The organism is Streptomyces sp. NPDC026538, assembly GCF_055567535.1.
This window is the reverse complement of sequence record NZ_JBVHQG010000001.1, coordinates 741581-763029: the sequence shown is the minus strand read 5'-3', so window position 1 is coordinate 763029 and position 21449 is coordinate 741581. Positions and strand designations below refer to the sequence as shown.

Below are 21449 nucleotides of genomic sequence, written 5' to 3'. Positions count from 1 at the left end.
GTTCGGTATTTCGGACGAGGTTCGCGGCTCGGGGCAACAAAAGGCTTGGCGGTACGCCGGCCACGGCGAGGTCAGGGCACGCCGTGGCCGGCGTACGGCTAGGGGCGGAGCAGCACCTTGCCCACCTTCGGATCACCGGCCCCCACCAGCTCGATGGCCTGGGGGAACTCGGTCAGCGGCAGCTCGTGCGTGACCAGCGGCAGCGGATCGAGGAGCCCGGCCCCGAAGACCCGCACCGTGTGCGACCAGGCGTCCGGCGGCGCCCCGAAGACGGTGTGCACCTCCAGTTGCCGTACGACGAGATCGGTCGGGTCCAGGCCCTCGGCACCGGCGGCCGGGATACCGGTCAGGACCAGGCGCCCGCCGCGCCGGAGCAGCGCGGCGGCGGTGCGCGCGGCGGACGCGGACCCGGCGGTCTCGATGACGACGTCGAAGTCGTCGGGAAGCTCCTGGTCCTTGATGCGGAAGTCGGTCGCCCCGAACTGCCGGGACAGCGCCTCCCGGTCGTTCCGGGTCCCGACCACCAGCAGCTCGCCCGGCGAGATCGCCCTCAGGAACTGCACGGCGAACATCCCGAGCGTCCCGGTGCCGACCACCGCGACCCGCTCGCCCGGCTGCGCGTTGCCCTTCAGCGCGGCCGCCGCGACACAGGCGGCCGGTTCGAGGAGGGCGGCGGCCGTCAGATCCGCGTCCTCCGGCAGGGCGTGCAGCAGCCGGGCCGGGAGCGTGAGCGTGGCGGCCATGGCGCCCGGCTGGGTGAACCCGGTCTCCTCGTAGCCGTCCGTGCACAGCGTGGTCTCACCGGCGTGGCACCGGTCGCACACCTGGCAGTTCCGGAACCCCTCGCCGACGACCTTGCGGCCGACGAGCGAGGCGGGGACACCGGGGCCGACCCTCTCGACCGTCCCCGACCACTCGTGTCCCGGCGTCAGCGGGTAACGGACGTACCCCTCGGGCCGGTTCCCCTGGTACACCTCGCGGTCGCTTCCGCAAATCCCGACCGCGTGCACGGCGACCAGCGCCTCGCCGGGGCCGGGCTCGCGAGGCGTGTGCTCCTCCACCCGGTGGCGGCCCGGCGCCTCGACGACGACCTGGGAGCTCACTTGGTCCCCTTGGGCTTGCGCTGCTCCCAGCCGTCGGCCCAGAGGTCGAAGCGGGCCTGCTGCTGCGGGAACTCCGCGGCGGCGTCGGCGTCGAACTCCACCCCGAGGCCGGGCGCGTCGGACAGCTGGAAGTACCCGTCGACGACCTCCGGCGCGCCCTTGACCACCTTCTTGATCTCGGCGTCGGCGAAGTCGTTGAAGTGCTCCAGGATCTTGAAGTTCGGGGAGGTGAACCCGACCTGGAGGGAGGCGGCGGTCAGCACGGACCCGCCGACGTTGTGCGGCGCGACCAGTACGTAGTGCGTCTCGGCGGTGGCGGCCAGCTTCCGCGTCTCCCAGATTCCACCGATATGGCCGACGTCCGGCTGGATGATGTCCACGGCCTGGCTCTCGAAGAGCTCGCGGAACTCGATGCGGTCGTGGATGCGTTCACCGGTGGCGACCGGGATGTCCACCTTGGCGGCGACCTTCTCCAGCGCCTTCAGGTTCTCCGGCGGGCAGGGCTCCTCCAGCCAGGCCGGCTTGAAGGGCGCCAGCTCGCGCGCGAGCCGTACGGCCGTCGCGGGGGAGAAGCGGCCGTGCATCTCCAGCATCAGCTCGGCGTCCGGCCCGATGGCGTCCCGCACGGCCTCGATCAGCGACACGGAGTACAGCGTCTGTTCGTGGTCGAGCTCGAAGTGCCCGGTCCCGAACGGGTCGATCTTCAGCGCCCGGTACCCGCGCTCGATCACCCCCTGGGCGGCCTTGTGGTAGGCCTCCGGCGTGCGCTCGGTCGTGTACCAGCCGTTGGCGTACGCCTTGACCCTGTCGGTGACCTTCCCGCCGAGCAGCTGCCACACCGGCACGCCCAGGGCCTTGCCCTTGATGTCCCAGCAGGCCATCTCGATCACGGCGATGCCGGACATGACGATCTCGCCCGCCCGGCCGTAGTCGCCGTACTTCATCCGGCGTACGAGGTCTTCCACCGCGAACGGGTCCGAACCGAGAATGTGGTTGGCCTCGGCCTCCCGGAGATAGCCGATCAGCGCGTCGGTGTGCCCGAGCATCCGGGTCTCGCCGACTCCCGTGATCCCTTCGTCGGTGTGCACCTGGACGTACGTCAGGTTGCGCCACGGCGTCCCGACCACGTGCGTGCTGATTCCGGTGATGCGCACGGCAGTTGCCCCTCAGCTGTTCGAGATTTCGTCACACGTTCGAAATGCTGGCGTGACAGTAAGGATGGGACGGCGGGGGTGTCAATGGGGCGAACAGGTAACGGTTTCGGCAAGGCTTTCGACAGCTTTTTCGGTCCCCCACAGAACCTTCACAGGGCCGGGTGGTTAAGTGACCGGTGGGGAACTTAGTCTTCCCGCGTCATGGACTACTGCCACCCGTGCCGACGGCACCTCAACGGCGCCCTCGCCTGCCCGGGGTGCGGCGCTCCGGCCGAGACGCTACGCGCGTCCGCGCCGGAAGCGACGGCCCCCGACCCGGCCGCGACCGGTGAAGCCCCTTACCCGGAGCCGGATTTCCCCGGCGACGGCCACGGAGACACCGGCACCGGCACTGACGGCGACGGGTACGACGACGAGGACGACGAGCCCCTGCCGGGTGGCCGGGCGGACCGGCGACGGGCGGCGCGCGGGCGTGGCGGCCGGAGCCGGGGGCGAGCCGCCGAGAGCCTCTCCGAGGGCGTCGAGGAACCGTCCGGGGCCGACGGCAGCCGTCGCGACCGCAAGGCCGCGGCCCATCGTCGGCGGCGCCGCAGGATCCTGCTCGTGAGCGCGGCGTGCGTACTGGCGGCGGGCGCCCTGAGCCTCGCCGAACTCGGCACGGACGCCATACCGTTCACCAGCCCCGGCCCGGCCTCGGCAGGCGGCGACACCGCCGACGGCGGCACGTCGACGTCGTCCCCGGGTACGACGGCCGAGCCCCTGGGCGACACGTCCGGCGCGACCGGGCCGGCGAGTTCGGCCTCCGCCGACCCTTCGGCCTCCCCGTCCCCCTCCGCGTCGAAGGACAAGGCGTCCGACTCCCCGTCGGCTTCCCCGAAGGACCCCTCGGCACAGTCGGCGACGACGGGCACGGGCCCGGGCCCGCAGACACCGACGGCGGCACCGACTTCCTCGGCGGCCTCGACCCCGACGGCGAACCCGACGACCTCCGACCCGAGCCCGACCCCGTCGCAGAGCCACTCGTGCACGCGGTTCCTGTGGTGGTGCTCCTAGGGCGACCGAAGGTCCACCGAAGCAAACTCAGCAAATCCTCGGTCGCCGTGTCACATCCGCAGAACCCGCTCCGTCATAGGTGTGTATCTCGCTGAACCCAACGGAGGAACACACCATGGAAGCCCGTCTGAACCTCTTCGCCAGCCCCACCGCCAACAAGCTGATCAAGGCCTTCAACGGCGCGGGCAAGGCCGCTGAGGGGACGTCGATCCCCGCCGCCACCCTGGAACTGGTCAAGATCCGCGCCAGCCAGATCAACGGCTGCGGCTTCTGCCTCGACATGCACACCAAGGACGCGACGGCCGCCGGTGAGACCCAGCAGCGCCTCCACATGGTCGGCGCCTGGCGCGAGGCGACCGTGTTCACCGACGCCGAGCGCGCCGCGCTGGAGCTGGCCGAGCAGGGCACCCGGATCGCCGACGCGGCGGGCGGGGTCCCCGACGAGGTGTGGGAGAACGCGGCCAAGCACTACACCGAAGAGGAACTCGTCGCGCTGGTGGCGACGATCGCCCTGATCAACGCCTACAACCGGCTGAACGTCATCTTCCAGCAGCCGGCGGGCGACTACCGCCCCGGCCAGTTCGCGTAACCGTCCCAGGGGGCTGCCGGCCGGCCTCGGCGGTGGCCCCCGCTACGCGTCCAGCATCCGCCGCAGCAGATCCCGCAACGCCAGCCGCTCCGCGTCCGACAGCCCCGCCAGCGGCTCGCGCGCGAAGCGCAACCCGTCGCGCAGCTCGCGGGCGACCCTGCGGCCCTCGTCCGTCGCCGCGGCCAGCTTCACCCGGCGGTCGGCCGGGTCGGGCCGCCGCTCCGCGAGCCCCCGCGCCTCCAGCCGGTCCACGATCCCCGTCACGTTCGACGGCTCGCACTTCAGCTTTTGCGCCAGCTTCCGCATCGGCAGCGGCTCCAGCGAGAGCAGGCTGAGCAGCCGCGCCTGCGCCCCGGTGAGCGCGTGCTCGCCCGCCGCCTCCTCGTAGTCCGCGTAGAAACGGGACACGACATCCCCGATCAGCTCGACGACCTCCAGAGACAGGGCGTCGGGGCGCCGGGTCTTCGCTGGACTGGACTGTGAGGACGACATGCGCCCAAGAGTACCCGGTTACTTGACATCCTGAAATATTAATGAGCATGGTTGTTTCAGGTACTGAAGTAATTAGGAAAGGCGCATGTCATGATCAACCGCGAGTGGCACCTGCTGAGCCGTCCCGTCGGCTGGCCGAAGCCCGAGGACTTCGCCCTGGTCGAGGCGGAGGTCCCGGCACCGGGCGAGGGGCAGGTGCTCGTGCGGAACAAGTACCTCTCCGTCGACCCGTACATGCGCGGCCGGATGAGTGCCGCCAAGTCGTACGCCGCCCCCTTCGAGCTCGGCAAGGTCATGCAGGGCGGCGCGGTCGGCGAGGTCGTCGAGTCGAACGCCGAGGGCATCGCGGCCGGCGACCACGTCCTGCACTTCTTCGGCTGGCGCGAGTACGCGGTCATGGACGCGAAGAACGCCGTCAAGGTCGACGCGGCGGCGGCGCCCCTGTCGACGTACCTCGGCGTCCTCGGCATGACCGGCCTCACCGCCTACGCGGGCCTGCTGCGTACCGCCTCCTTCAAGGAGGGCGACTCGGTCTTCGTCTCCGGCGCGGCCGGCGCGGTCGGCAGCCAGGTCGGCCAGATCGCGAAGCTCAAGGGTGCCTCGCGGGTGATCGGCTCGGCCGGCTCCGACGAGAAGGTCAAGCTGCTGCTCGAGGAGTACGGCTTCGACGCGGCCTTCAACTACAAGAACGGCCCGGTCGGCGAGCAGCTGCGCGCGGCCGCGCCCGACGGTGTCGACGTCTACTTCGACAACGTCGGCGGCGACCACCTGGAGGCGGCCATCGGCCAGCTGAACCGGGACGGCCGGATCGCGGTCTGCGGCATGATCTCCGTCTACAACAACACCGAGCCCGCCCCCGGCCCGAAGAACCTCGCCCGGCTCATCCAGACCCGCGGCCGGATCGAGGGCTTCCTGGTCGGCGACCACTACGACCTGCAGCCGCAGTTCGTCGCCGAGGTCGGCCCGTGGGTGGCCTCCGGGCAGCTCAAGTACCGCGAGACGGTCGTCGAGGGCATCGAGAACAACCTGGAGGCGTTCCTCGGGGTGCTGCGCGGCGACAACACCGGGAAGATGATCGTCAAGCTGTAGGGCTGCCTACGCTTTCCGGCATGCGGTAACTTCTTTCCGAAACCGTCGTCGATCGTGGGCGCGAGTCGCGGCGGACCGAGGAGAGAAGAAACCGCATGCCCATTCAGCAGTCCGACGTCCTGTACACCGCCGTCGCCACGGCCGAGAACGGCCGCGACGGCCGGGTCGCCACGGACGACGGCCGGATCGACGTCGTCGTGAACCCGCCGAAGGAGATGGGCGGCAGCGGGGCCGGGACCAATCCGGAGCAGCTGTTCGCCGCGGGGTACGCCGCGTGCTTCCAGGGAGCGCTGGGCGTCGTCGCCCGGCAGGCCGGGGCCGACGTCTCGGGTTCGACCGTCACCGCGAAAGTGGGGCTCGGGAAGAACGAGGAGGGGTTCGGGATCATCGTCGAGATCTCGGCGGAGATTCCGGGCGTCGACGAGCTCGTTGCCCGTGACCTCGTCGAGCAGGCGCACGGCGTGTGCCCGTACTCGAAGGCGACGCGCGGGAACATCAGCGTGACGCTGGCCTGACGATCGTCGTTGCGCTGTGGGGAGGCCGCACCCTTGGACGTGGGGTGCGGCCTCTCGTCTGCGGGGTGCGGACTCAGTGCCGGTGCGGGTGGTCTGGGTTTGCTCGCGCCCACGCGGCGGAGCCGCACATCGACACAGCCCCGCGCCCCTTGAGCAGGTTGCGCTCAGCGGGTTTCAAGTGCTGCCTTGTGTACGGCTTTCGCCAGGGCGTTGTTCTCGGGTGCCGCTCCGCCCGGGAAGGCGAACCGGCGGCGCGTGTAGCCGTAGGCGACCCCGTTTCTCGGGTCCGCGAAGGCCTGGGAGCCCGCCGCGCCGCTGTGGCCGATCGTGCCCGCGCCCAGGAACGGGTGCCAGGTGTCCGCCGTCGCCTGGAAGCCCAGGCCGTACGACTTGTGGGCGCGCGCCACCAGGTCGTACCCCACCGAGTGGAACTGGCCGAACTCCGCGACCGTGTCCTCCTTCAGCAGCGGGGCCTTGCCGTCGATCTCGCTGAGCAGCGCCGCGTACATCCCGGCCAGGCCGCGCGCCGACGCCACCCCGCCGAAGGACGCCGGGCCCCTGGCGCGGACCCGCGGGTCGTTGGGCAGGGCCACCAGGTCCACGGGCTCGGCGGCGTGCTCGTTGAAGGCGATCCCGGGTAGCGTCCGCGGGCCGGCCGGGAGGGCGTCGAGCAGCGCCTGCTGCTCCGGTGTCGGCCGCATCGGCCGGGTCGTGCGGAAACGCGGCTCGTGCGCGGCCGGCAGGCCCAGGAAGAAGCCGAGGCCGTACGGTGCCCGGACCCGCTCCTCGTACACGTCCTGGAGGGTACGGCCGGTCGCCCGCCGTACCACCTCGCCGGTGAGGGCCCCGATGACGAGGGCGTGGTAGCCGAAGGCGGTACCGGGGCGCCAGAACGGCCGCTGGTCGGCGAGGCGTTCGGCCATCGCCCGGTCGTCGGTCAGCTCCTGCGGGCTGAACCCGGTGTCGGTGCCGACCAGGCCCGCCCGGTGCGCGACCAGGTCCCGCAGGGTCAGCGTGCCCTTGCCCTCAGCGGCGAACTCCGGCCAGTAGTAGGTGACTTTACGGTCCAGCTCCAGCGTGCCGTCCTGCACCAGCATCGCCACGACGAGATGGGCCGCGCCCTTGGTGGACGAGAACACGCCGTAGAGGGAGTCCCCGTCGGCCCCCTCGCCGGCCCACAGGTCGACGACCCGCCGGCCGTGGACGTACGCGCACAACTGTCCCTCGTAGTCGGTCGGTTCGCCGGCGACGAAGGCGGCGAACTCCTCGCGCACCGCTTCGAAGCCCTCCGCGACCGTGCCCCGGACGGTGATCTCCTGCGTCATCCGCTCTCCTCAACCGAGCCGCCGCAAGCAGCTCCCATGGTGAACAACGCCCTGCCCTCTGGTTCCTGAGAATCGGTACGGCGGGACGCACCCGTTCGACTCAACAGCGACCAGGAGGTCTTGGCGGCACCGCTGTCCCGGTGGCTCCATGCCCCCACCGGGCCCCGGGACCGCACCGGTAAAGTTTTCGCCATGCGTGATCTCGGGGTGGGCTTCGGATATCTGCTCAAGGGCCAGCGGTGGGTCGGCCGGCACGGCAAGCAGTACGGCTTCGGCCTGCTGCCCGGCCTGATCACCCTCGTCCTCTACGCGGCGGCGCTGGTCGCCCTCGCGATATGGGGAGAGGACTTCGTCGCCTGGGCCACCCCGTTCGCCGACGACTGGTCCAGCCCCTGGCTCGGCCTCTTCCGCGGCTTCCTCACCGCCGTGCTCTTCGCCCTCGGCCTGCTGCTCGCGGTCCTCACCTTCACCGCCGTCACGCTGCTGATAGGCCAGCCCTTCTACGAGAACCTCTCCGAGAAGGTCGACGCGGACGTCTCGCCCGACGGCACCGCGCCCGAGTCCGGGCTGCCGTTCTGGCGCGAGCTGTGGATCTCGGCCCGCGACAGCCTGCGCGTCCTGCTCCGGGCCGGCCTGTGGGGCCTGCTGCTCTTCGCCCTCGGCTTCCTGCCCCTCGTCGGGCAGACCGTCGTACCGGTCGTCGGCTTCTTCGTGACCGGCTTCTTCCTCACCGAGGAACTCGCCGCCGTCGCCCTCCAGCGCCGGGGGGTCGACCTGCGTGCCCGGCTCGTCCTGCTGCGCTCCCGCAAGACCCTGGTGTGGGGCTTCGGCGCCCCGCTGGGCCTCGCCTTCCTGGTCCCCTTCGTCGCGGTGTTCCTGATGCCGGGCGCGGTCGCGGGCGCCACCCTCCTCGCCCGCGACCTGCTGGGCGAGGAGACGGCGCAGGAGGACCCGGACCAGGACCAGGACCGGGACCGGGACCGGGACCGGGACCGGCGGCTCACTTCCTGAAGCTCGCGTCCGCCGCCACGGTCACGATCGCCCGCACCTGGGCGATGATGTCCACCCGGTTCCGCACGAACTCCGGATCGGTCACCTCGGTGGTGTTCCCGGCCCCGAACTGCAGCACCGGCGTGTGCACGTGCCCGCCGGGCAGGCTGTCGTGCAGCCCCAGCCGGTCCCGCAGCAGCGTGGCCCGGTAGGCGATCTCGTTGGACAGATAGTCCCCGCCGCCCCCGGCCCGTGCCGTGGACCCGGGAGTCGGCCCGTCCGCCCGTACGACGGCCTCCGTGCCTCCCCCAGCCGGGATCTCGGTCACCTCGGTGTGGTCGTACACCGGGAACCGCCCGGTCGGCGCCGCCACGATCGCCGCGTACGGCAGGGTCGTGGTCGTCCACTGCGGCTGCGAGGACGGGTCGGCGACCGGGACGGTCTCCGTCCGGCTCACGTTGTCGTTGTCGGGGAACCCGCCCCGCCAGGCCCCGTTGGTGCGCTCCACGTCGAACCGACCGACCCGCCCCTGGCTCACGGTCGTGAACAGGTCCACCTTCGGCAGATACGGCCGCAGCGTCCGCTCCACGGTCCCCTGCGCGAAGTCGTCCCACCGCACCGGGAAGACGGCCGTCTCCACCCGGGCGGGCCCCTCCGCCGTCTGTACGACCGTGCCGTCGAGGGCCAGCGCACTCGCCCCGGACGGGTTGGAGATCCGGATGTCCCGGTCGAGCGTGAACGGGTCGAACCCGGTGACCAGGATCCGCCGCACACCCTTGCCGGGATACCGGATGTCGGTCTGCCCGCGCGAGGTCCGCTCCAGCACGTCGAGCAGCGCCGCCCGCTGCCGCTCGCTCAGCCCGAACCCCGGCTCCCAGGTGCGCACGTCACGGGTCATCCCGAGCCGCGCCCAGTACAGCGGCCGGTCGTCGTCCCGGGTGATGTCACCGGAGACCGGCCCGCGCCCCTGTGCCCGGTCCACGGCCCGCCGCCACAGCGCGGACCCGTGCCCTGCGGCGATCCGCCGGGCCTGCGCGTAGGACCGCGCGCCGTCGAGCGCCCGCGCGAACTCCGGTGCCACGGCGTCGAACCCGGACCGCCGGAGTATCTCCTGCGGCACGGCCCGGTCCAGCCGCTGCTCCTCGACGGTGGGGGAGGGCGCGGTGGCCGCGTGTGCGGAGCCCGGGGCAAGCGCCCCGGCCAGCAGGGCGATTCCAAGAACACCGATCCGAACGCGCAGCGAATTCAAGGGAGTTGGCCTTCCGTCGCAGTGGGGTGCGTGGTGCCGTTCGGGCCGCAGTATCGCTTGCGCGACACGGTGTGGTCTACGCCAGGGGGAGCGATCGTGCCACCTCCCGGAGCACGGTCACGAACTCCGCAGCGGCCGGCTGTTCCGGCCGGAGGCGATGGTGGAGGCCGTGGCGGCGGTGGCCGGCTGAGGCCCTGCCCGGGGCGCAGGCGGGGGTCCGCGGCGGGTGTCCGGGATGTGGGACGGCTCGCGGGTGTTTGTGAAGGGTTCGTACGGGATAGCTGTGGGAAGGGCGGTCACCGGCCGTCGGCCCACAGCCGAGGCTAGGGTCTGAGCCGGGACCTGTCCCCCCTGAGCAGCCCCGGTCCGGGACCTGACCCCTGGACCGGGGCTTGCGGCTGTCTCGGTCAGTCCCGCACCCCGAAGCCGTACACCGTCTGAGAGCGGTACACCGTGCCCGGGTCGAGGCGGGTGCTCGGGAAATCCGGGCGGTTGGGGGAGTCCGGGAAGTGCTGGGTCTCCAGGGCGATGCCGTCGCCCGGGGCGAACGGGCCGCTCAGGTGCTCTGCCGTGTAGAGCTGGACGCCGGGTTCGGTGGTGGCCACCGTGAGGGTGCGGCCGGAGCCCGGGTCGTGCAGCTCGGCGATCTCGGCGGGGGAGTCGGTGACGCCCTTGTCGAGGACCAGGTTGTGGTCGTAGCCGGAGCCCACCTTGCGGGCCGTGCGGAAGTCGAAACGGGAGCCGGAGACGTCCGCCAGGACCCCGGTCGGGATCAGGTCGCCGTCGACGGGGGTGTACCGGGAGGCGGCGATCCGGAGTTCATGGCCGCCCGCGTTCCCGGAGCCCGCGAGGTTGAAGTAGCTGTGGTTGGTGAGGTTCACGACGGTCGGCGCGTCGGTGACCGCCTCGTAGGAGATCCGCAGCGCGCCGGACGCGTCCAGCGTGTACGTCGCCGTGAGCTCCAGCCGCCCCGGGAAGCCCTCCTCCCCGTGCGGGCTCACCCGCGTCAGCCGCACCCCGTGCTCGACGCCCTCGGCCGCCCACACCCGCTTGTCGAAGCCGCCGGAGCCGCCGTGCAGGGAGTTGGGCCCGTTGTTCGGCTCCAGGGCGTAGGTCACGCCGTCCAGCGGGAAGCGGGCGTGCGCGATCCGGTTGGCGTACCGGCCGACCAGAGCGCCGAAGTACGGGCCCGGATGCTCCAGGTAGCCGTCCAGGCTGGTGAACCCCAGCACCACGTCCGCCGTCCGCCCGTCCCGGTCCGGCACCTCGACCGACTGCACGATTCCGCCGTACGACAGGACCCGCACCCGGGTCCCCGCCCGCTCCAGTGTCCAGCGGTGCACCTCGGTGCCGTCGGAAAGTGTGCCGAAAAGTTCGCTCATGAGGGAAACCCTAAGCCAAGGGTCTAGTCCACCGGGTCCGCCGCCGTGATGGTCCGGTAGGCGATCGCGGCGAGCTTCGACTGGCCGTCGGTGCTCGGGTGGAACCAGTCCCAGTGACTCAGCTGATCCGTGCCGAAGCGGTACTCGTACACCGCCCCGCCGTCGAAACGGCAGCGCCGGTCCTTGGCACAGACCTCCGCCAGCACCTTGTTGTACTCCTCGACCCGCTGCTGCACCCTGTCCCGGCGCAGGGTCGCCACGCTGGTCAGATCGTCGGCGTCGCCCAGCATGGAAGGGCAGATGCCCAGCTTCCAGATCTGCTTGCCCAGCGGGTTGGTCCGCCCCTGCGACCACAGCCGCTTCAGGTTCGGCACGCTCGACACGTACACCTGCGTCTTCGGCAGCGACTTGCGCAGGGTGCCCATCGCGTCCTCGAACTGGGTGCGGAAGTCGGCCACCGAGGTCATCGCCCGTACCGACCTGCGGCAGGCGTCGTTCGCACCCGCCATCACCGTCACCAACTGCGGCCTGCGTGCCACCGCCTCGGCCATCTGCGCGGAGAGGTCGGCCATCCGGGCGCCCGTCTCGGCGTAGTTCCAGCTGTGGTCGACCGCCCCGGTCCGCCCCAGCAGCCGTACCGCCAGACTGTCCACCTGGTCGCTGGTGCCGGTCGCCCAGGAGACCTCCGGGCAGTCCGAGAGCACCGTGCACGCGTCGAAACCACGGGTGATGGAGTCGCCGACGGCCGCGATCGAGGCCGGGCTGCGGTCCCACACCGACACGGCCCGGGGGGCCTGCTTCCGGCCGCCGTCGCCCGCCGAGGACGAGCCGCCGATCACGTCGCACCCGGCCAGCGCCAGCGCGGCGGTCGTGGCGACGACACCGATCAGGGCACGCGAACGTCGGCGTCGCTGCTTCCGCATACCCCGCTGGTCCTCTCCGTCGGCTGGTCAGGTCGGCTGGTTGGTGCCCCTTCATAACAACGCACGGGAGTTCCCAGCCCCCGCCCTGCAACGGTCCACCCCCGTACAAGCGTCCCCCTGGGTGAATGGCAGGGGTTTCCTGGCTGTGGGACCGACGGTACGTCACACTCCTTGCACCGCCGCACGGTAGCCTCGCCATCAACGCGGCCTTCGTGTCACTGCCGCCAGCCAGCCAGCAAGATGTCCCGCTCTGCCCGGAGGTTCCGGTGACGACACGTGGAGTTCTGTACGTGCACTCCGCGCCGCGCGCGCTGTGCCCGCACGTCGAGTGGGCCGTCGCCGGGGTGCTCGGCACGCGCGTCAACCTCGACTGGATCCGGCAGCCGGCGGCTCCCGGCACCTGGCGCTCCGAGTTCTCCTGGCAGGGCGAGGTCGGTACGGCCTCCAAACTCGCCTCCGCACTGCGCGGCTGGCACCTGCTGCGCTTCGAGGTCACGGCCGAGCCCTGCGCGAAGGCCGAGGGCGAGCGCTACAGCTGCACCCCCGATCTGGGCATCTTCCACGCGGTCACCGGAATCCACGGCGACATCCTGATCCCGGAGGACCGCCTGAGGGCCGCGATGACCCGCTCACAGCGCGGGGAGACCGACCTGGAGGCCGAGATCGCCAAACTCCTCGGCAAGCCCTGGGACGACGAACTGGAGCCGTTCCGCTACGCGGGCGAAGGCGCCCCGGTCCGCTGGCTCCACCAGGTGGTCTGAGAGCGCCGTCGGAAGTGCCGCGATTGCCGTCGGGCGACTGCGGCGCCGTCGTGGCTTGTCGCCACCGGCTGTCAGCCGACAACGAAACGTACCGCGGCCCGGACTCCGTCCAACGGAGTCCGGGCCGCGAGCCTCAGCGCAACGTGTCTCACACGGTCCTGAACGCTAGGACCACGTTGTGCCCACCGAAGCCGAACGAGTCGTTCAGCACCGCGATCTGCCCCTCGGGCAGCGCACGCGCCTCACCCCGCACCACATCCGCGTTGACCTCGGGGTCGAGGTTGTCCAGGTTGATGGTCGGCGGTGCCGTACGGTTCACCAGCGCCAGGATCGACGCGACGGTCTCGATACCACCCGCACCGCCCAGCAGGTGTCCCGTCATCGACTTGGTCGCCGAGATGGCCATGTGATCGACGTCGTCGCCGAACACCTTCCGCAGCGCCTTGATCTCGGCCACGTCACCCTGCGGCGTCGACGTCGCGTGCGCATTGACGTGCACGATCTCGGCCGGCTTCAGGTCCGTGTTGTCGAGCAGGTTCTGCAGCGCGTGGGCGATGCCGTTGCCCGACGGCTCCGGCTGCGTGATGTGGTGCGCGTCGGCGGAGATGCCCTGCCCGACCGCCTCGGCGTAGATCCGCGCCCCGCGCGCCCTCGCGTGCTCCTCGGACTCCAGGACGATCACGCCCGCGCCCTCACCGAGGACGAAGCCGTCACGGCCGGAGTCGTAGGGACGCGACGCACCCTCGGGGTCGTCGTTGTTCTTGGACATCGCCATCATGTTGCCGAACGCGACGATCGGCAGCGGGTGGATCGCCGCCTCCGTGCCGCCGGCCACGACGATGTCCGCACGCCCGGTGCGGATCATCTCGATGGCGTACCCGATGGCCTCGGCGCCGGAGGCGCAGGCCGACACGGGCGTGTGCACACCGGCGCGCGCACCCAGCTCGATACCGACGTTCGCGGCAGGCGAGTTGGGCATCAGCATCGGCACGGTGTGCGGGGAGACACGGCGTACGCCCTTCTCCTTGAGCACGTCGTACTGGTCGAGCAGGGTCGTCACACCGCCGATGCCGGAGGCGATGACGGCGCCGACCCGGTCGGGGTTGGCGGACGAGTCCTCACCGGCCTTGGCGGTGAAACCGGCGTCCTTCCAGGCCTCCTGGGCGGCGATCAGCGCGAACTGCGCGGACCGGTCCAGCTTGCGGGCCTGCGGGCGCGGGATGATCTCGCCCGGTTCGACGGCGATCTGTGCCGCGATACGGACGGGCAGCTCGGCCGCCCAGTCCTGCTCCAGGAGGCGGACACCGGACTTGCCGGCGGTCAGGGCCTCCCAGAACGAAGCTGCGTCGCCACCCAGCGGTGTGGTTGCGCCGATACCGGTGACGACCACGGTGCGATTGGTCGGGCTCACGGGAATTCTTTCTCCAACGGATACGGGATTCGACGGCGCCACCGCCGGGTGGCGGGGCCTCGCAGTCCGGGAACCTGCCGGGTACCCGGGCGGGTGGCCCGGGACCCGGCGGGAACTCAGTCCTGGTGCTTGAGGATGTAGTTGGTGGCGTCCCCGACGGTCTTCAGGTTCTTGACGTCCTCGTCCGGGATCTTGACGTCGAAGCGCTCTTCGGCGGCGACGACGACCTCGACCATGGACAGCGAGTCGACGTCCAGGTCGTCGGTGAAGGACTTGTCCAGCTGGACGTCCTCCACGGGGATCCCGGCGATCTCGTTCACGATCTCGGCGAGACCGTCGACGATCTCCTTCTCAGTGGCGGCCATGTCAGGCGCTCCTTCTTAGATGTTCCAGACGGTTGCTGCGGTGTTGCTGGCGGCGTTTCCGGTACCGGATGCATGATCCGGCACGGAGTGCCTAGGGGAGGGTAACGACAGTGGCGGCGTAGACGAGACCCGCCCCGAACCCGATGACGAGCGCGGTGTCGCCGCTCTTCGCCTCGCCGGTCGCCAGGAGCCGCTCCATCGCGAGCGGGATCGAGGCGGCCGAGGTGTTGCCGGTGGTGCGGATGTCACGGGCGACCGTGACGTGCTCCGGCAGCTTGAGAGTCTTCACCATCGAGTCGATGATCCGCACATTGGCCTGGTGCGGGATGAAGACGTCCAGGTCGTCCGCGCTGATTCCGGCCGCGTCCAGCGCCTGCTGAGCGACCTTCGCCATCTCGAACACGGCCCAGCGGAACACCGCCTGGCCCTCCTGCGTGATCGCGGGGAACTTGATGTTCCCGGCGCTGTCGAGGGGGAGGTTGGTGACGTCGCCGACGTGGAACCGGTCCCAGGGCACGGTCTGCTTGATGGTCTCCGACTTGTCGCCCTCGGAGCCCCACACCGTCGGGCCGATCGCCGGCTCCTGCGAGGGGCCGACCACGACCGCGCCCGCGCCGTCGCCGAACAGGAAGGCCGTGGCCCGGTCCTCCAGGTCGGTCAGGTCGCTGAGCCGCTCCACGCCGATGACGAGCACGTACTCGGCGGAACCCTCCACCACCATGCCCTTGGCGAGCGTCAGGCCGTAGCCGAAGCCCGCGCAGCCGGCGGAGATGTCGAAGGCGGCGGCCTTGTTCGTGCCCAGCTTGTCGGCGATCTCGGTCGCCACGGCCGGGGTCTGGCTGAAGTGCGAGACGGTCGAGACGACCACGGCGCCGATCTGCTCGGCGGAGATGCCCGCGTCCGCGATCGCCTTCCCGGACGCCTCGATCGACATCGCGGCGACCGTCTCCTCGGGGCCCGCCCAGTGCCGGGTCTCGATGCCGGAGCGCGACCGGATCCACTCGTCGGAGGAGTCGATCGTCTCCAGGATCACCTCGTTGGGCACCACGCGGGTCGGGCGGTAGCCGCCGACGCCGAGGATGCGCGCGTACGGGGCACCCTTGCTGGGCTTGATCTTCGACATCGCAGTGGGCTCCTAATTCAGCTGTGCTCGGCGATGAGCTCGCGGGCCGCGTCGAGGTCGTCGGGGGTCTTCAGGGCGAGCGTCTTCACGCCGGGCAGCGCGCGCTTGGCCAGGCCGGTCAGGGTGCCCCCGGGGCACACCTCAAGGAGGGCGGTCACGCCGAGCTCCTTGAAGGTCTCCATGCACAGGTCCCAGCGGACCGGGTTGGCGACCTGTCCGACCAGCCGCTCCACGATCCTGTCGCCGGAGGTGACGGCCCGTCCGTCCCGGTTGGAGACGTAGGTGAGCTTCGGATCGGCGGGCACGAGCTCCTTGGCGGCCTCGGCCAGCTTGTCGACCGCGGGAGCCATGTGGTGCGTGTGGAAGGCGCCGGCGACCTTGAGGGCGACGACCTTGCGGACGCCTTCGGGCTTGTCCTCGCTCAGCGCGGCGAGCTGCTCCAGGGTGCCCGCGGCGACGATCTGGCCCGCGCCGTTGATGTTCGCCGGGGTCAGGCCCAGCTTCTCCAGGTGCGCGACCGAGACGTCCGGGTCGCCGCCGAGCAGCGCCGACATTCCGGTCTCGGTGATCGCGGCGGCCTCGGCCATCGCCAGACCGCGCCTGCGGACCAGGCGCAGCGCCTCGGTGTCCTCCAGGACGCCCGCGAAGGCGGCGGCGGTGATCTCACCGACGCTGTGCCCCGCGACCGCGCCCGGCGCGATGTCCGTCATGGCACCGAGTGCCGCGCCGGACAGGATCCCGGCGGCGACGAGCAGCGGCTGCGCGATCGCGGTGTCCCGGATCTCGTCCGCGTCGGCGTTCGTGCCGTAGTGCACCAGATCGAGCCCGATGGCATCGGACCATTCACGCAAACGGTCCTGGGCACCGGGGAGTTCGAGCCAGGGGGTCAGGAAGCCGGGCGTCTGGGCGCCCTGGCCGGGAGCGACGAGTACGAGCACTCTCACACTCTCTCTTGGGGAACCCCACGGCCGCCCGTGGGGACAAGGACGAAGAACACGAGGGGGTTTTGTGGACCCCCGACAAAATCCTATGGCTGGGGATCTCCATCGACCAGACGCCCCAGGATCAGTGCGATCCGCAACGTGAAGGCGGATCGTACATCGGACGGCGACCATCCGGTGACGTCAGTCACACGTCGAAGCCGGTAGCGCACGGTGTTCGGGTGGACGAAGAGCATCCGGGCCGCGCCCTCCAGGCTGCTCGCCTGTTCCAGATAGACGCTCAGCGTTTCCAGCAGCGCCGAGCCCGCTTCTTCCAGCGGTCTGTAGATCTCCTCCACCAGTTGCTCGCGTGCGCCCGGATCACCTGCCATGGCGCGTTCCGGAAGCAGGTCGTCCGCCAGCACCGGACGCGGCGCGTCCTGCCAGGCGGAACAGGCCTTCAGCCCCGCGGCGGCGGCCTGCGCGGACCGGGTGGCGGCCAGCAGATCGGGTACGACGGGCCCCGCGACCACCGGACCGGCGGCATAGGGCCCGATCAGCGACTTGGCGACGGCCAGCGGGTTGTCGTTGCCGCCCGCGATGACCACGAGCCGGTCCCCGAGCACCCCGGTGAGGACCTGCAACTTGGCGTGCCGGGCGGCCCGCCGGATGGCCTCGACGGTCAGCTCGCTGTCCCCGTCGGGCGCGGTACCGAGCACGACACACACGTGCTCGGGCGAGTTCCAGCCCAGCGCGGCGGCCCGGCTCACCGCCCCCTCGTCGGCCTCCCCGCTCAGCACCGCGTTGACGACCAGCGACTCCAGCCGGGCATCCCAGGCACCCCGTGCCTCGGCGGCCTGCGCGTACACCTGGGCCGTGGCGAAGGCGATCTCCCGGGCGTAGACCAGCAGCGCCTCCCGCAGCACACTCTCGTCGCCGGGGGCCGCCACCTCGTCGATGGCGCTCTCCATGACCTCGATCGTCGTCCGCACCATCTCCACGGTCTGCCGCAGCGTGATCGCCCGGGTCAGCTCACGCGGGGCGGTCCCGAAGACGTCGGTGGAGATGGCCTGGGGTGCGTCGGGGTGCCGGAACCACTCGGTGAAAGCCGCGATACCCGCCTGGGCGACGAGCCCGATCCAGGAACGGTTCTCCGGGGGCATGGCCCGGTACCACGGCAGGGTCTCGTCCATCCGCGCGATGGCCTGGGCGGCGAGGCTGCCGGACGACTTCTCCAGCCGCTTCAGGGTCGCGGAGTGCTGATGGACTGCATGAGCCGAGGGGTCGGACTTGCGCGTTACGGGTTCGGGCACGGGGACAAGACTGCCTTATCCGGACGGGAGCGTGCGCCGCCGGGTGCCGACTGCGGTCTACGGTGGTTCCGTGATGGACGTACGGCGCGCGGCTGAGCGCTACCCCGGAGGGGACCCGGCAGCCGGAATCGAGTCCCGCCACGCCTTCTCCTTCGGGCCGCACTACGACCCCGACAACCTCCGCTTCGGCGCGATCATCGCGTGCAACGAGGAGCGCCTGGAACCGGGCGCCGGCTTCGACGAGCATCCGCACAGCCACACCGAGATCGTGAGCTGGGTGGTCGAGGGCGAGCTGACCCACCGCGACTCGGCGGGCAACGAGACGGTGGTACGCCGGGGGGACGTGCAGCGGCTGAGCTCGGCGGGGGGTGTCCGCCACGTGGAGCGCAACGACGGGGCGGTGCCGCTGGTGTTCGTGCAGATGTGGCTGGCCCCGGAACGCCCCGGCGGCGAGCCGTCGTACGAGATCGTCCACGGCATCGCCGACTCGACGCCGTACGCCGTCCCGGAAGCCGCGGCGATGCTGCACGTCCGCCGGCTGGGGGCGGGGGAGCGGACGGCGGTCCCGGACGGGGCGTATGTGTACGTGCACGTGGTGCGGGGGGAAGTGCGGGTGGGCGGGGAGAAGTTGGGCCCGGGCGACTCGGTAAGGGTGACGGGGGCGAAGGATCTGGAGGCGCTCGGGATCACGGCGGCGGAGGCGCTGATCTGGGAGATGGCCGGGTAGTACGTCCCCTGCGGGCCGGTGGGGGCCGTTCGCGCGGTTCCCCGCGCCCCTTACGGGGCCCGACGTAGCTGCGGGCGGTCGTGGTTCCCCCAGAGCCCGAAAGGCCTGGGGGGACCCCCAGGCGGCACGGGTGGGCGCGGCGGCACCCTGCCGGCGCCGGTAAGCGAGCCCCCCGGCCCCGGCCCACCCTCAGCCGCGCAGCTCCGTCAGGACCGCGTCCGTGAACGGCGGCCACGCATCGACCGCCCAGGGGCCGAACGCACGGTCCGTCAGGGCCACCGACGCCACGCCCGCTTCGGGGTCCACCCACAGGAACGTGCCGGACTGGCCGAAGTGGCCGAAGGTGCGGGGGGAGGACGAACCGCCCGTCCAGTGCGGGGACTTGGAGTCCCGGATCTCGAAGCCCAGCCCCCAGTCGTTCGGGTTCTGGTGGCCGTACCCCGGCAACACACCCTTCGTCCCGGGGTATTGGACGGTCAGCGTCGCCTCCGCCACCGTCCGCGGATCCAGCAGCCTCGGCGCCTGCAACTCCGCCGCGAAGCGGAGCAGGTCGGAGACCGAGGAGACGCCGTCCTTCGCCGGCGACCCCTCCAGAGACGTCGACGTCATGCCCAGCGGCTCGAGGACCGCCTGCCGCAGATACTCGCCGAACGGCATCTCCGTCGCCTTGGCGACATGGTCCCCGAGCACCTCGAACCCGGCGTTGGAGTACAGCCGCCGCTCCCCGGGCGGCGCCGTCACCCGGTGCTCGTCGAAGGCCAGCCCGGAGGCGTGCGCGAGCAGATGCCGTACCGTCGACCCCTCAGGACCGGCCGGCTCGTCGAACTCGACCGCCCCCTCCTCGTACGCGACGAGCACCGCGTACGCGGCGAGCGGCTTGGTCACGGAGGCCAGCGGGAAGCGCTGCCCGGCCGGACCGTGGGTGCCGAGGACCGTCCCGTCGGCCCGGACGGCACCCGCCGCCGCGGTGGGGACCGGCCAGTTCTCGATCAACGCAAGGCTCTGCAAGGACATGCTGACGAGCCTAAGCGGATCAGAGCGTCAGGGTCATCGTGGGGTCCGGCTTGTGGACGAAGCCGAGCGAGGCGTAGAGGGGCTCGGCCTCGGCGGACGCGGTCAGCATGACCTGCCCGGCGCCCCGCTCGCGGAACCAGGCCAGCAGCTCCGCCATGCACGCGCGCGCGTACCCGCGGCGACGCGCGTCCGGGTCGGTGGCCACGCTGAAGACGTACCCGGAGTGCCCGTGCGGACTGGACGCCTTGCCGATCCGGTAGTCGAGGGTCCCGACGACCAGCGCGGCCAGCGCCCCCGGCCGGTCCGGGTGGTCGACGACGAACGCGGCGAAGTCCCCGTCCGACTCGGCCAGTCTCTCCCGGAGCCCCGGCAGCGCCAGGGCGTGCCAGTGGGTGGTGGTGTCCCCACCGGGCAGTGCGTCGATCATGACCTGGCGCAGACGCAGCACTTCCGGTGCGTCCTCGGGCCTGGCACGGCGTACGAGACTCATACCCGCGCACGGTAGTCATCGGCCGTCCCCGCGTCGCGCGCATTTCTTACCGTCTTACCGGGTTCCCCTTGCTTCGAGCGCACTCCAAGGTCATAGCGTGGGGTCATGACGGTGATGCAGACCTCGACCGCGGCGCCCACTCAGCAGTCCGACCGCGCACCCGCCGACATCTGTTCCGCCCCGCCCCGCCGGCATCCGCGCCCCGAGGGCCAGGACCGCTACACGATCAGCGAGGTCGTCGCCTTCACCGGACTGACCGCCCACACCCTGCGCTGGTACGAGCGGATCGGGCTGATGTCCCACATCGACCGCTCCCACACCGGCCAGCGTCGCTACAGCAACAGTGACCTGGACTGGCTGGACTTCGTGACCAAGCTCCGCCTGACCGGGATGCCGGTGGCGGACATGGTGAGATACGCGGAACTGGTGAGAGAGGGCGAGACCACCTACTCCGACCGCCGGGAACTCCTGGAACAGACGCGCAGGGACGTCGTGTCGAGGATCGCCGAACTGCACGACACCCTGTCGGTCCTGGACCGGAAGATCAGCTTCTATGAGAAGGGCGTCGGCTGAGGCGTCCTCACAGCTCGGCCAGCAGCTCCGCCTTCTTCGCGGCGAACTCCTCGTCGGTGACCAGCCCCGCCTCGTGCAGTTCGCCCAGGTGGCGAATCCGCTCCGCGATGTCTGCGGGGTCCCGCCGGCCCGCCGACGCCGGCAGTGCGGCCCCGCCCTTCGCCCGCACCGCCTCCAGAACCGCCGCCGCGAACGGCAACGACTCGTGCACCGGCCCGTACCCGAGCCCGAACACCACGGTCGCGGGGTCCTGGTCGGCCGGGACCGCCGACGCCGCCCCCGTGAGGTCCGCGCGGCGCAGCAGTCGCAGGTGCCCCTCGAAGACCTCCGGGGACCGCCACTCCACACCCCCGAGGTCGGCCACCGCGAAGCGCTGGTCGCCGGACTTCCACTTGGCCGTCGACGCGCCCGTCCACGACCAGCGGAAGTGCACGGCCCGGCCGTCGAAGCTCGCCTTGCCGTCGTACGCCTTGAACTGCCGGGGTGCCTCGGGAGCGGGCACCAGAAACCTTTCGGCCGGCTCGGACGCGGACTCGGTGAGCACCGCGCGCAGTTCGTCGGCGTAGTACTCCGCGAGGGTCTCCCGCTCGGCCGGGAGGACGAGCCGGTAGGGGTCGCTGCCGTCCTTCAGCTGCCCCGCGGCGGCCTCCATCAGGGGATCGGCGCCCGGGCGCGGCTCGGCTCGCAGGACCACGGTGCCCCGTTTGCCGGGAGCGAGCGTCACCCCCGCGAGCGCCGCGAACGGCACCCGGCGTACCCCCAGCGTCTGGAAGAGCCTGGGTGTGCGAATCCCCCGTTCGTAGCGGATGAGCACGGAGTCGGACTCGAACTCCCAGGCGGCATGAAATCCGGCCAGTACGTCACCCATGCGGCTCATCGTATGCGGCA

The 21449-nt window shown here is 71.2% G+C and carries 23 protein-coding genes; 8 read left to right on the top strand and 15 right to left on the bottom strand.

Annotation, left to right across the window (positions count from 1 at the left end; genetic code table 11):
* Window positions 1–98: 98 nt before the first annotated feature.
* Window positions 99–1103 carry a zinc-dependent alcohol dehydrogenase gene (locus ACZ4N4_RS03545; RefSeq protein ID WP_467583942.1) on the bottom strand — a complete coding sequence of 335 codons (1005 nt, stop codon included), beginning with the start codon at window positions 1101–1103 and terminating at the stop codon, window positions 99–101.
* A complete protein-coding gene (locus ACZ4N4_RS03540; protein WP_453573162.1) occupies window positions 1100–2257 on the bottom strand; it encodes a mandelate racemase/muconate lactonizing enzyme family protein in 1158 nt (385 codons plus the stop codon). Before ACZ4N4_RS03540 ends, ACZ4N4_RS03545 begins: the two co-directional genes overlap by 4 nt.
* A 201-nt stretch (window positions 2258–2458) precedes the next feature.
* Here ACZ4N4_RS03540 and ACZ4N4_RS03535 point away from each other — a divergent pair, with 201 nt between their 5' ends.
* Window positions 2459–3310, top strand: coding sequence for an SCO2400 family protein (locus ACZ4N4_RS03535; protein WP_467583939.1), 852 nt, complete (start codon window positions 2459–2461; stop codon window positions 3308–3310).
* Between the two features lie 115 nt (window positions 3311–3425).
* Entirely contained in the window at window positions 3426–3899 is a 474-nt protein-coding gene (locus ACZ4N4_RS03530; protein ID WP_467583936.1) for a carboxymuconolactone decarboxylase family protein, read from the top strand.
* A gap of 42 nt (window positions 3900–3941) precedes the next feature.
* On the opposite strand, the gene ACZ4N4_RS03525 is transcribed toward ACZ4N4_RS03530, so the two are convergent.
* Window positions 3942–4391: a MarR family winged helix-turn-helix transcriptional regulator gene (locus ACZ4N4_RS03525; protein WP_450759421.1), complete on the bottom strand. Its 450-nt coding sequence runs from the start codon at window positions 4389–4391 to the stop codon at window positions 3942–3944.
* A 90-nt stretch (window positions 4392–4481) separates the two neighbouring features.
* Between ACZ4N4_RS03525 and ACZ4N4_RS03520 the strand changes: the two genes are divergently transcribed.
* A complete protein-coding gene (locus ACZ4N4_RS03520) occupies window positions 4482–5480 on the top strand; it encodes an NADP-dependent oxidoreductase (RefSeq protein ID WP_453573171.1) in 999 nt (332 codons plus the stop codon).
* A gap of 95 nt (window positions 5481–5575) precedes the next feature.
* Entirely contained in the window at window positions 5576–5995 is a 420-nt protein-coding gene (locus ACZ4N4_RS03515; protein ID WP_467583933.1) for an organic hydroperoxide resistance protein, read from the top strand.
* A gap of 164 nt (window positions 5996–6159) precedes the next feature.
* On the opposite strand, the gene ACZ4N4_RS03510 is transcribed toward ACZ4N4_RS03515, so the two are convergent.
* The gene (locus tag ACZ4N4_RS03510; RefSeq protein ID WP_467583930.1) at window positions 6160–7320 is read right to left on the bottom strand and encodes a serine hydrolase domain-containing protein; all 1161 of its coding nucleotides are present in this window, start codon (window positions 7318–7320) and stop codon (window positions 6160–6162) included.
* Window positions 7321–7512: 192 nt separating this feature from the next.
* On the opposite strand from ACZ4N4_RS03510, the gene ACZ4N4_RS03505 reads away from it, so the two are divergent.
* Window positions 7513–8331, top strand: a complete 819-nt coding sequence (locus ACZ4N4_RS03505; RefSeq protein ID WP_467583927.1) for an EI24 domain-containing protein — start codon at window positions 7513–7515, stop codon at window positions 8329–8331.
* Here the strand turns inward: ACZ4N4_RS03505 and ACZ4N4_RS03500 are convergent.
* The 3 genes from ACZ4N4_RS03500 to ACZ4N4_RS03490 all read right to left on the bottom strand — a co-directional run bounded on the left by ACZ4N4_RS03500 (window position 8321) and on the right by ACZ4N4_RS03490 (window position 11864).
* On the bottom strand, window positions 8321–9559 hold the full coding sequence (locus ACZ4N4_RS03500; protein WP_467583924.1) for a pyroglutamyl-peptidase I: 1239 nt from the start codon (window positions 9557–9559) through the stop codon (window positions 8321–8323). The two genes, ACZ4N4_RS03505 and ACZ4N4_RS03500, sit on opposite strands and share 11 nt — an antisense overlap.
* 407 nt (window positions 9560–9966) lie before the next feature.
* Window positions 9967–10941 carry an aldose epimerase family protein gene (locus ACZ4N4_RS03495; protein ID WP_467583922.1) on the bottom strand — a complete coding sequence of 325 codons (975 nt, stop codon included), beginning with the start codon at window positions 10939–10941 and terminating at the stop codon, window positions 9967–9969.
* Between the two features lie 23 nt (window positions 10942–10964).
* Complete coding sequence (locus ACZ4N4_RS03490) at window positions 10965–11864, bottom strand: SGNH/GDSL hydrolase family protein (protein ID WP_453573186.1); 900 nt, start codon at window positions 11862–11864, stop codon at window positions 10965–10967.
* 266 nt (window positions 11865–12130) lie between these two features.
* Here ACZ4N4_RS03490 and ACZ4N4_RS03485 point away from each other — a divergent pair, with 266 nt between their 5' ends.
* Window positions 12131–12625 carry a DUF3145 domain-containing protein gene (locus ACZ4N4_RS03485; RefSeq protein WP_123977426.1) on the top strand — a complete coding sequence of 165 codons (495 nt, stop codon included), beginning with the start codon at window positions 12131–12133 and terminating at the stop codon, window positions 12623–12625.
* A gap of 148 nt (window positions 12626–12773) precedes the next feature.
* Here the strand turns inward: ACZ4N4_RS03485 and fabF are convergent, their stop codons facing one another.
* From fabF to fasR, 5 genes are all read right to left on the bottom strand, one after another.
* Window positions 12774–14036 (bottom strand): beta-ketoacyl-ACP synthase II, encoded by a 1263-nt coding sequence (gene fabF, locus ACZ4N4_RS03480; protein ID WP_467583917.1) that lies wholly within the window; start codon window positions 14034–14036, stop codon window positions 12774–12776.
* A 116-nt stretch (window positions 14037–14152) separates the two neighbouring features.
* Window positions 14153–14401 carry an acyl carrier protein gene (locus ACZ4N4_RS03475; RefSeq protein ID WP_351731548.1) on the bottom strand — a complete coding sequence of 83 codons (249 nt, stop codon included), beginning with the start codon at window positions 14399–14401 and terminating at the stop codon, window positions 14153–14155.
* A 91-nt stretch (window positions 14402–14492) separates the two neighbouring features.
* Entirely contained in the window at window positions 14493–15524 is a 1032-nt protein-coding gene (locus ACZ4N4_RS03470) for a ketoacyl-ACP synthase III (RefSeq protein WP_360487055.1), read from the bottom strand.
* A gap of 17 nt (window positions 15525–15541) precedes the next feature.
* Window positions 15542–16462 carry an ACP S-malonyltransferase gene (locus ACZ4N4_RS03465; protein WP_467583912.1) on the bottom strand — a complete coding sequence of 307 codons (921 nt, stop codon included), beginning with the start codon at window positions 16460–16462 and terminating at the stop codon, window positions 15542–15544.
* 89 nt (window positions 16463–16551) lie between these two features.
* Entirely contained in the window at window positions 16552–17757 is a 1206-nt protein-coding gene (fasR, locus tag ACZ4N4_RS03460) for a fatty acid biosynthesis transcriptional regulator FasR (protein WP_365795773.1), read from the bottom strand.
* Between the two features lie 73 nt (window positions 17758–17830).
* Here fasR and ACZ4N4_RS03455 point away from each other — a divergent pair, with 73 nt between their 5' ends.
* Window positions 17831–18484 carry a pirin family protein gene (locus ACZ4N4_RS03455; RefSeq protein WP_467585305.1) on the top strand — a complete coding sequence of 218 codons (654 nt, stop codon included), beginning with the start codon at window positions 17831–17833 and terminating at the stop codon, window positions 18482–18484.
* A gap of 189 nt (window positions 18485–18673) precedes the next feature.
* Here ACZ4N4_RS03455 and ACZ4N4_RS03450 read toward each other — a convergent pair whose 3' ends face one another.
* Together ACZ4N4_RS03450 and ACZ4N4_RS03445 are read right to left on the bottom strand one after the other, a co-directional pair.
* Window positions 18674–19498 carry a serine hydrolase domain-containing protein gene (locus tag ACZ4N4_RS03450; RefSeq protein ID WP_467583910.1) on the bottom strand — a complete coding sequence of 275 codons (825 nt, stop codon included), beginning with the start codon at window positions 19496–19498 and terminating at the stop codon, window positions 18674–18676.
* 19 nt (window positions 19499–19517) lie between these two features.
* Window positions 19518–19988, bottom strand: a complete 471-nt coding sequence (locus ACZ4N4_RS03445) for a GNAT family N-acetyltransferase (protein ID WP_453577573.1) — start codon at window positions 19986–19988, stop codon at window positions 19518–19520.
* Between the two features lie 105 nt (window positions 19989–20093).
* On the opposite strand from ACZ4N4_RS03445, the gene ACZ4N4_RS03440 reads away from it, so the two are divergent.
* Window positions 20094–20561 (top strand): MerR family transcriptional regulator, encoded by a 468-nt coding sequence (locus ACZ4N4_RS03440; protein ID WP_453577571.1) that lies wholly within the window; start codon window positions 20094–20096, stop codon window positions 20559–20561.
* A 7-nt stretch (window positions 20562–20568) separates the two neighbouring features.
* On the opposite strand, the gene ACZ4N4_RS03435 is transcribed toward ACZ4N4_RS03440, so the two are convergent.
* Window positions 20569–21429 (bottom strand): DUF4429 domain-containing protein, encoded by an 861-nt coding sequence (locus tag ACZ4N4_RS03435; protein ID WP_453577568.1) that lies wholly within the window; start codon window positions 21427–21429, stop codon window positions 20569–20571.
* Window positions 21430–21449: the final 20 nt, after the last annotated feature.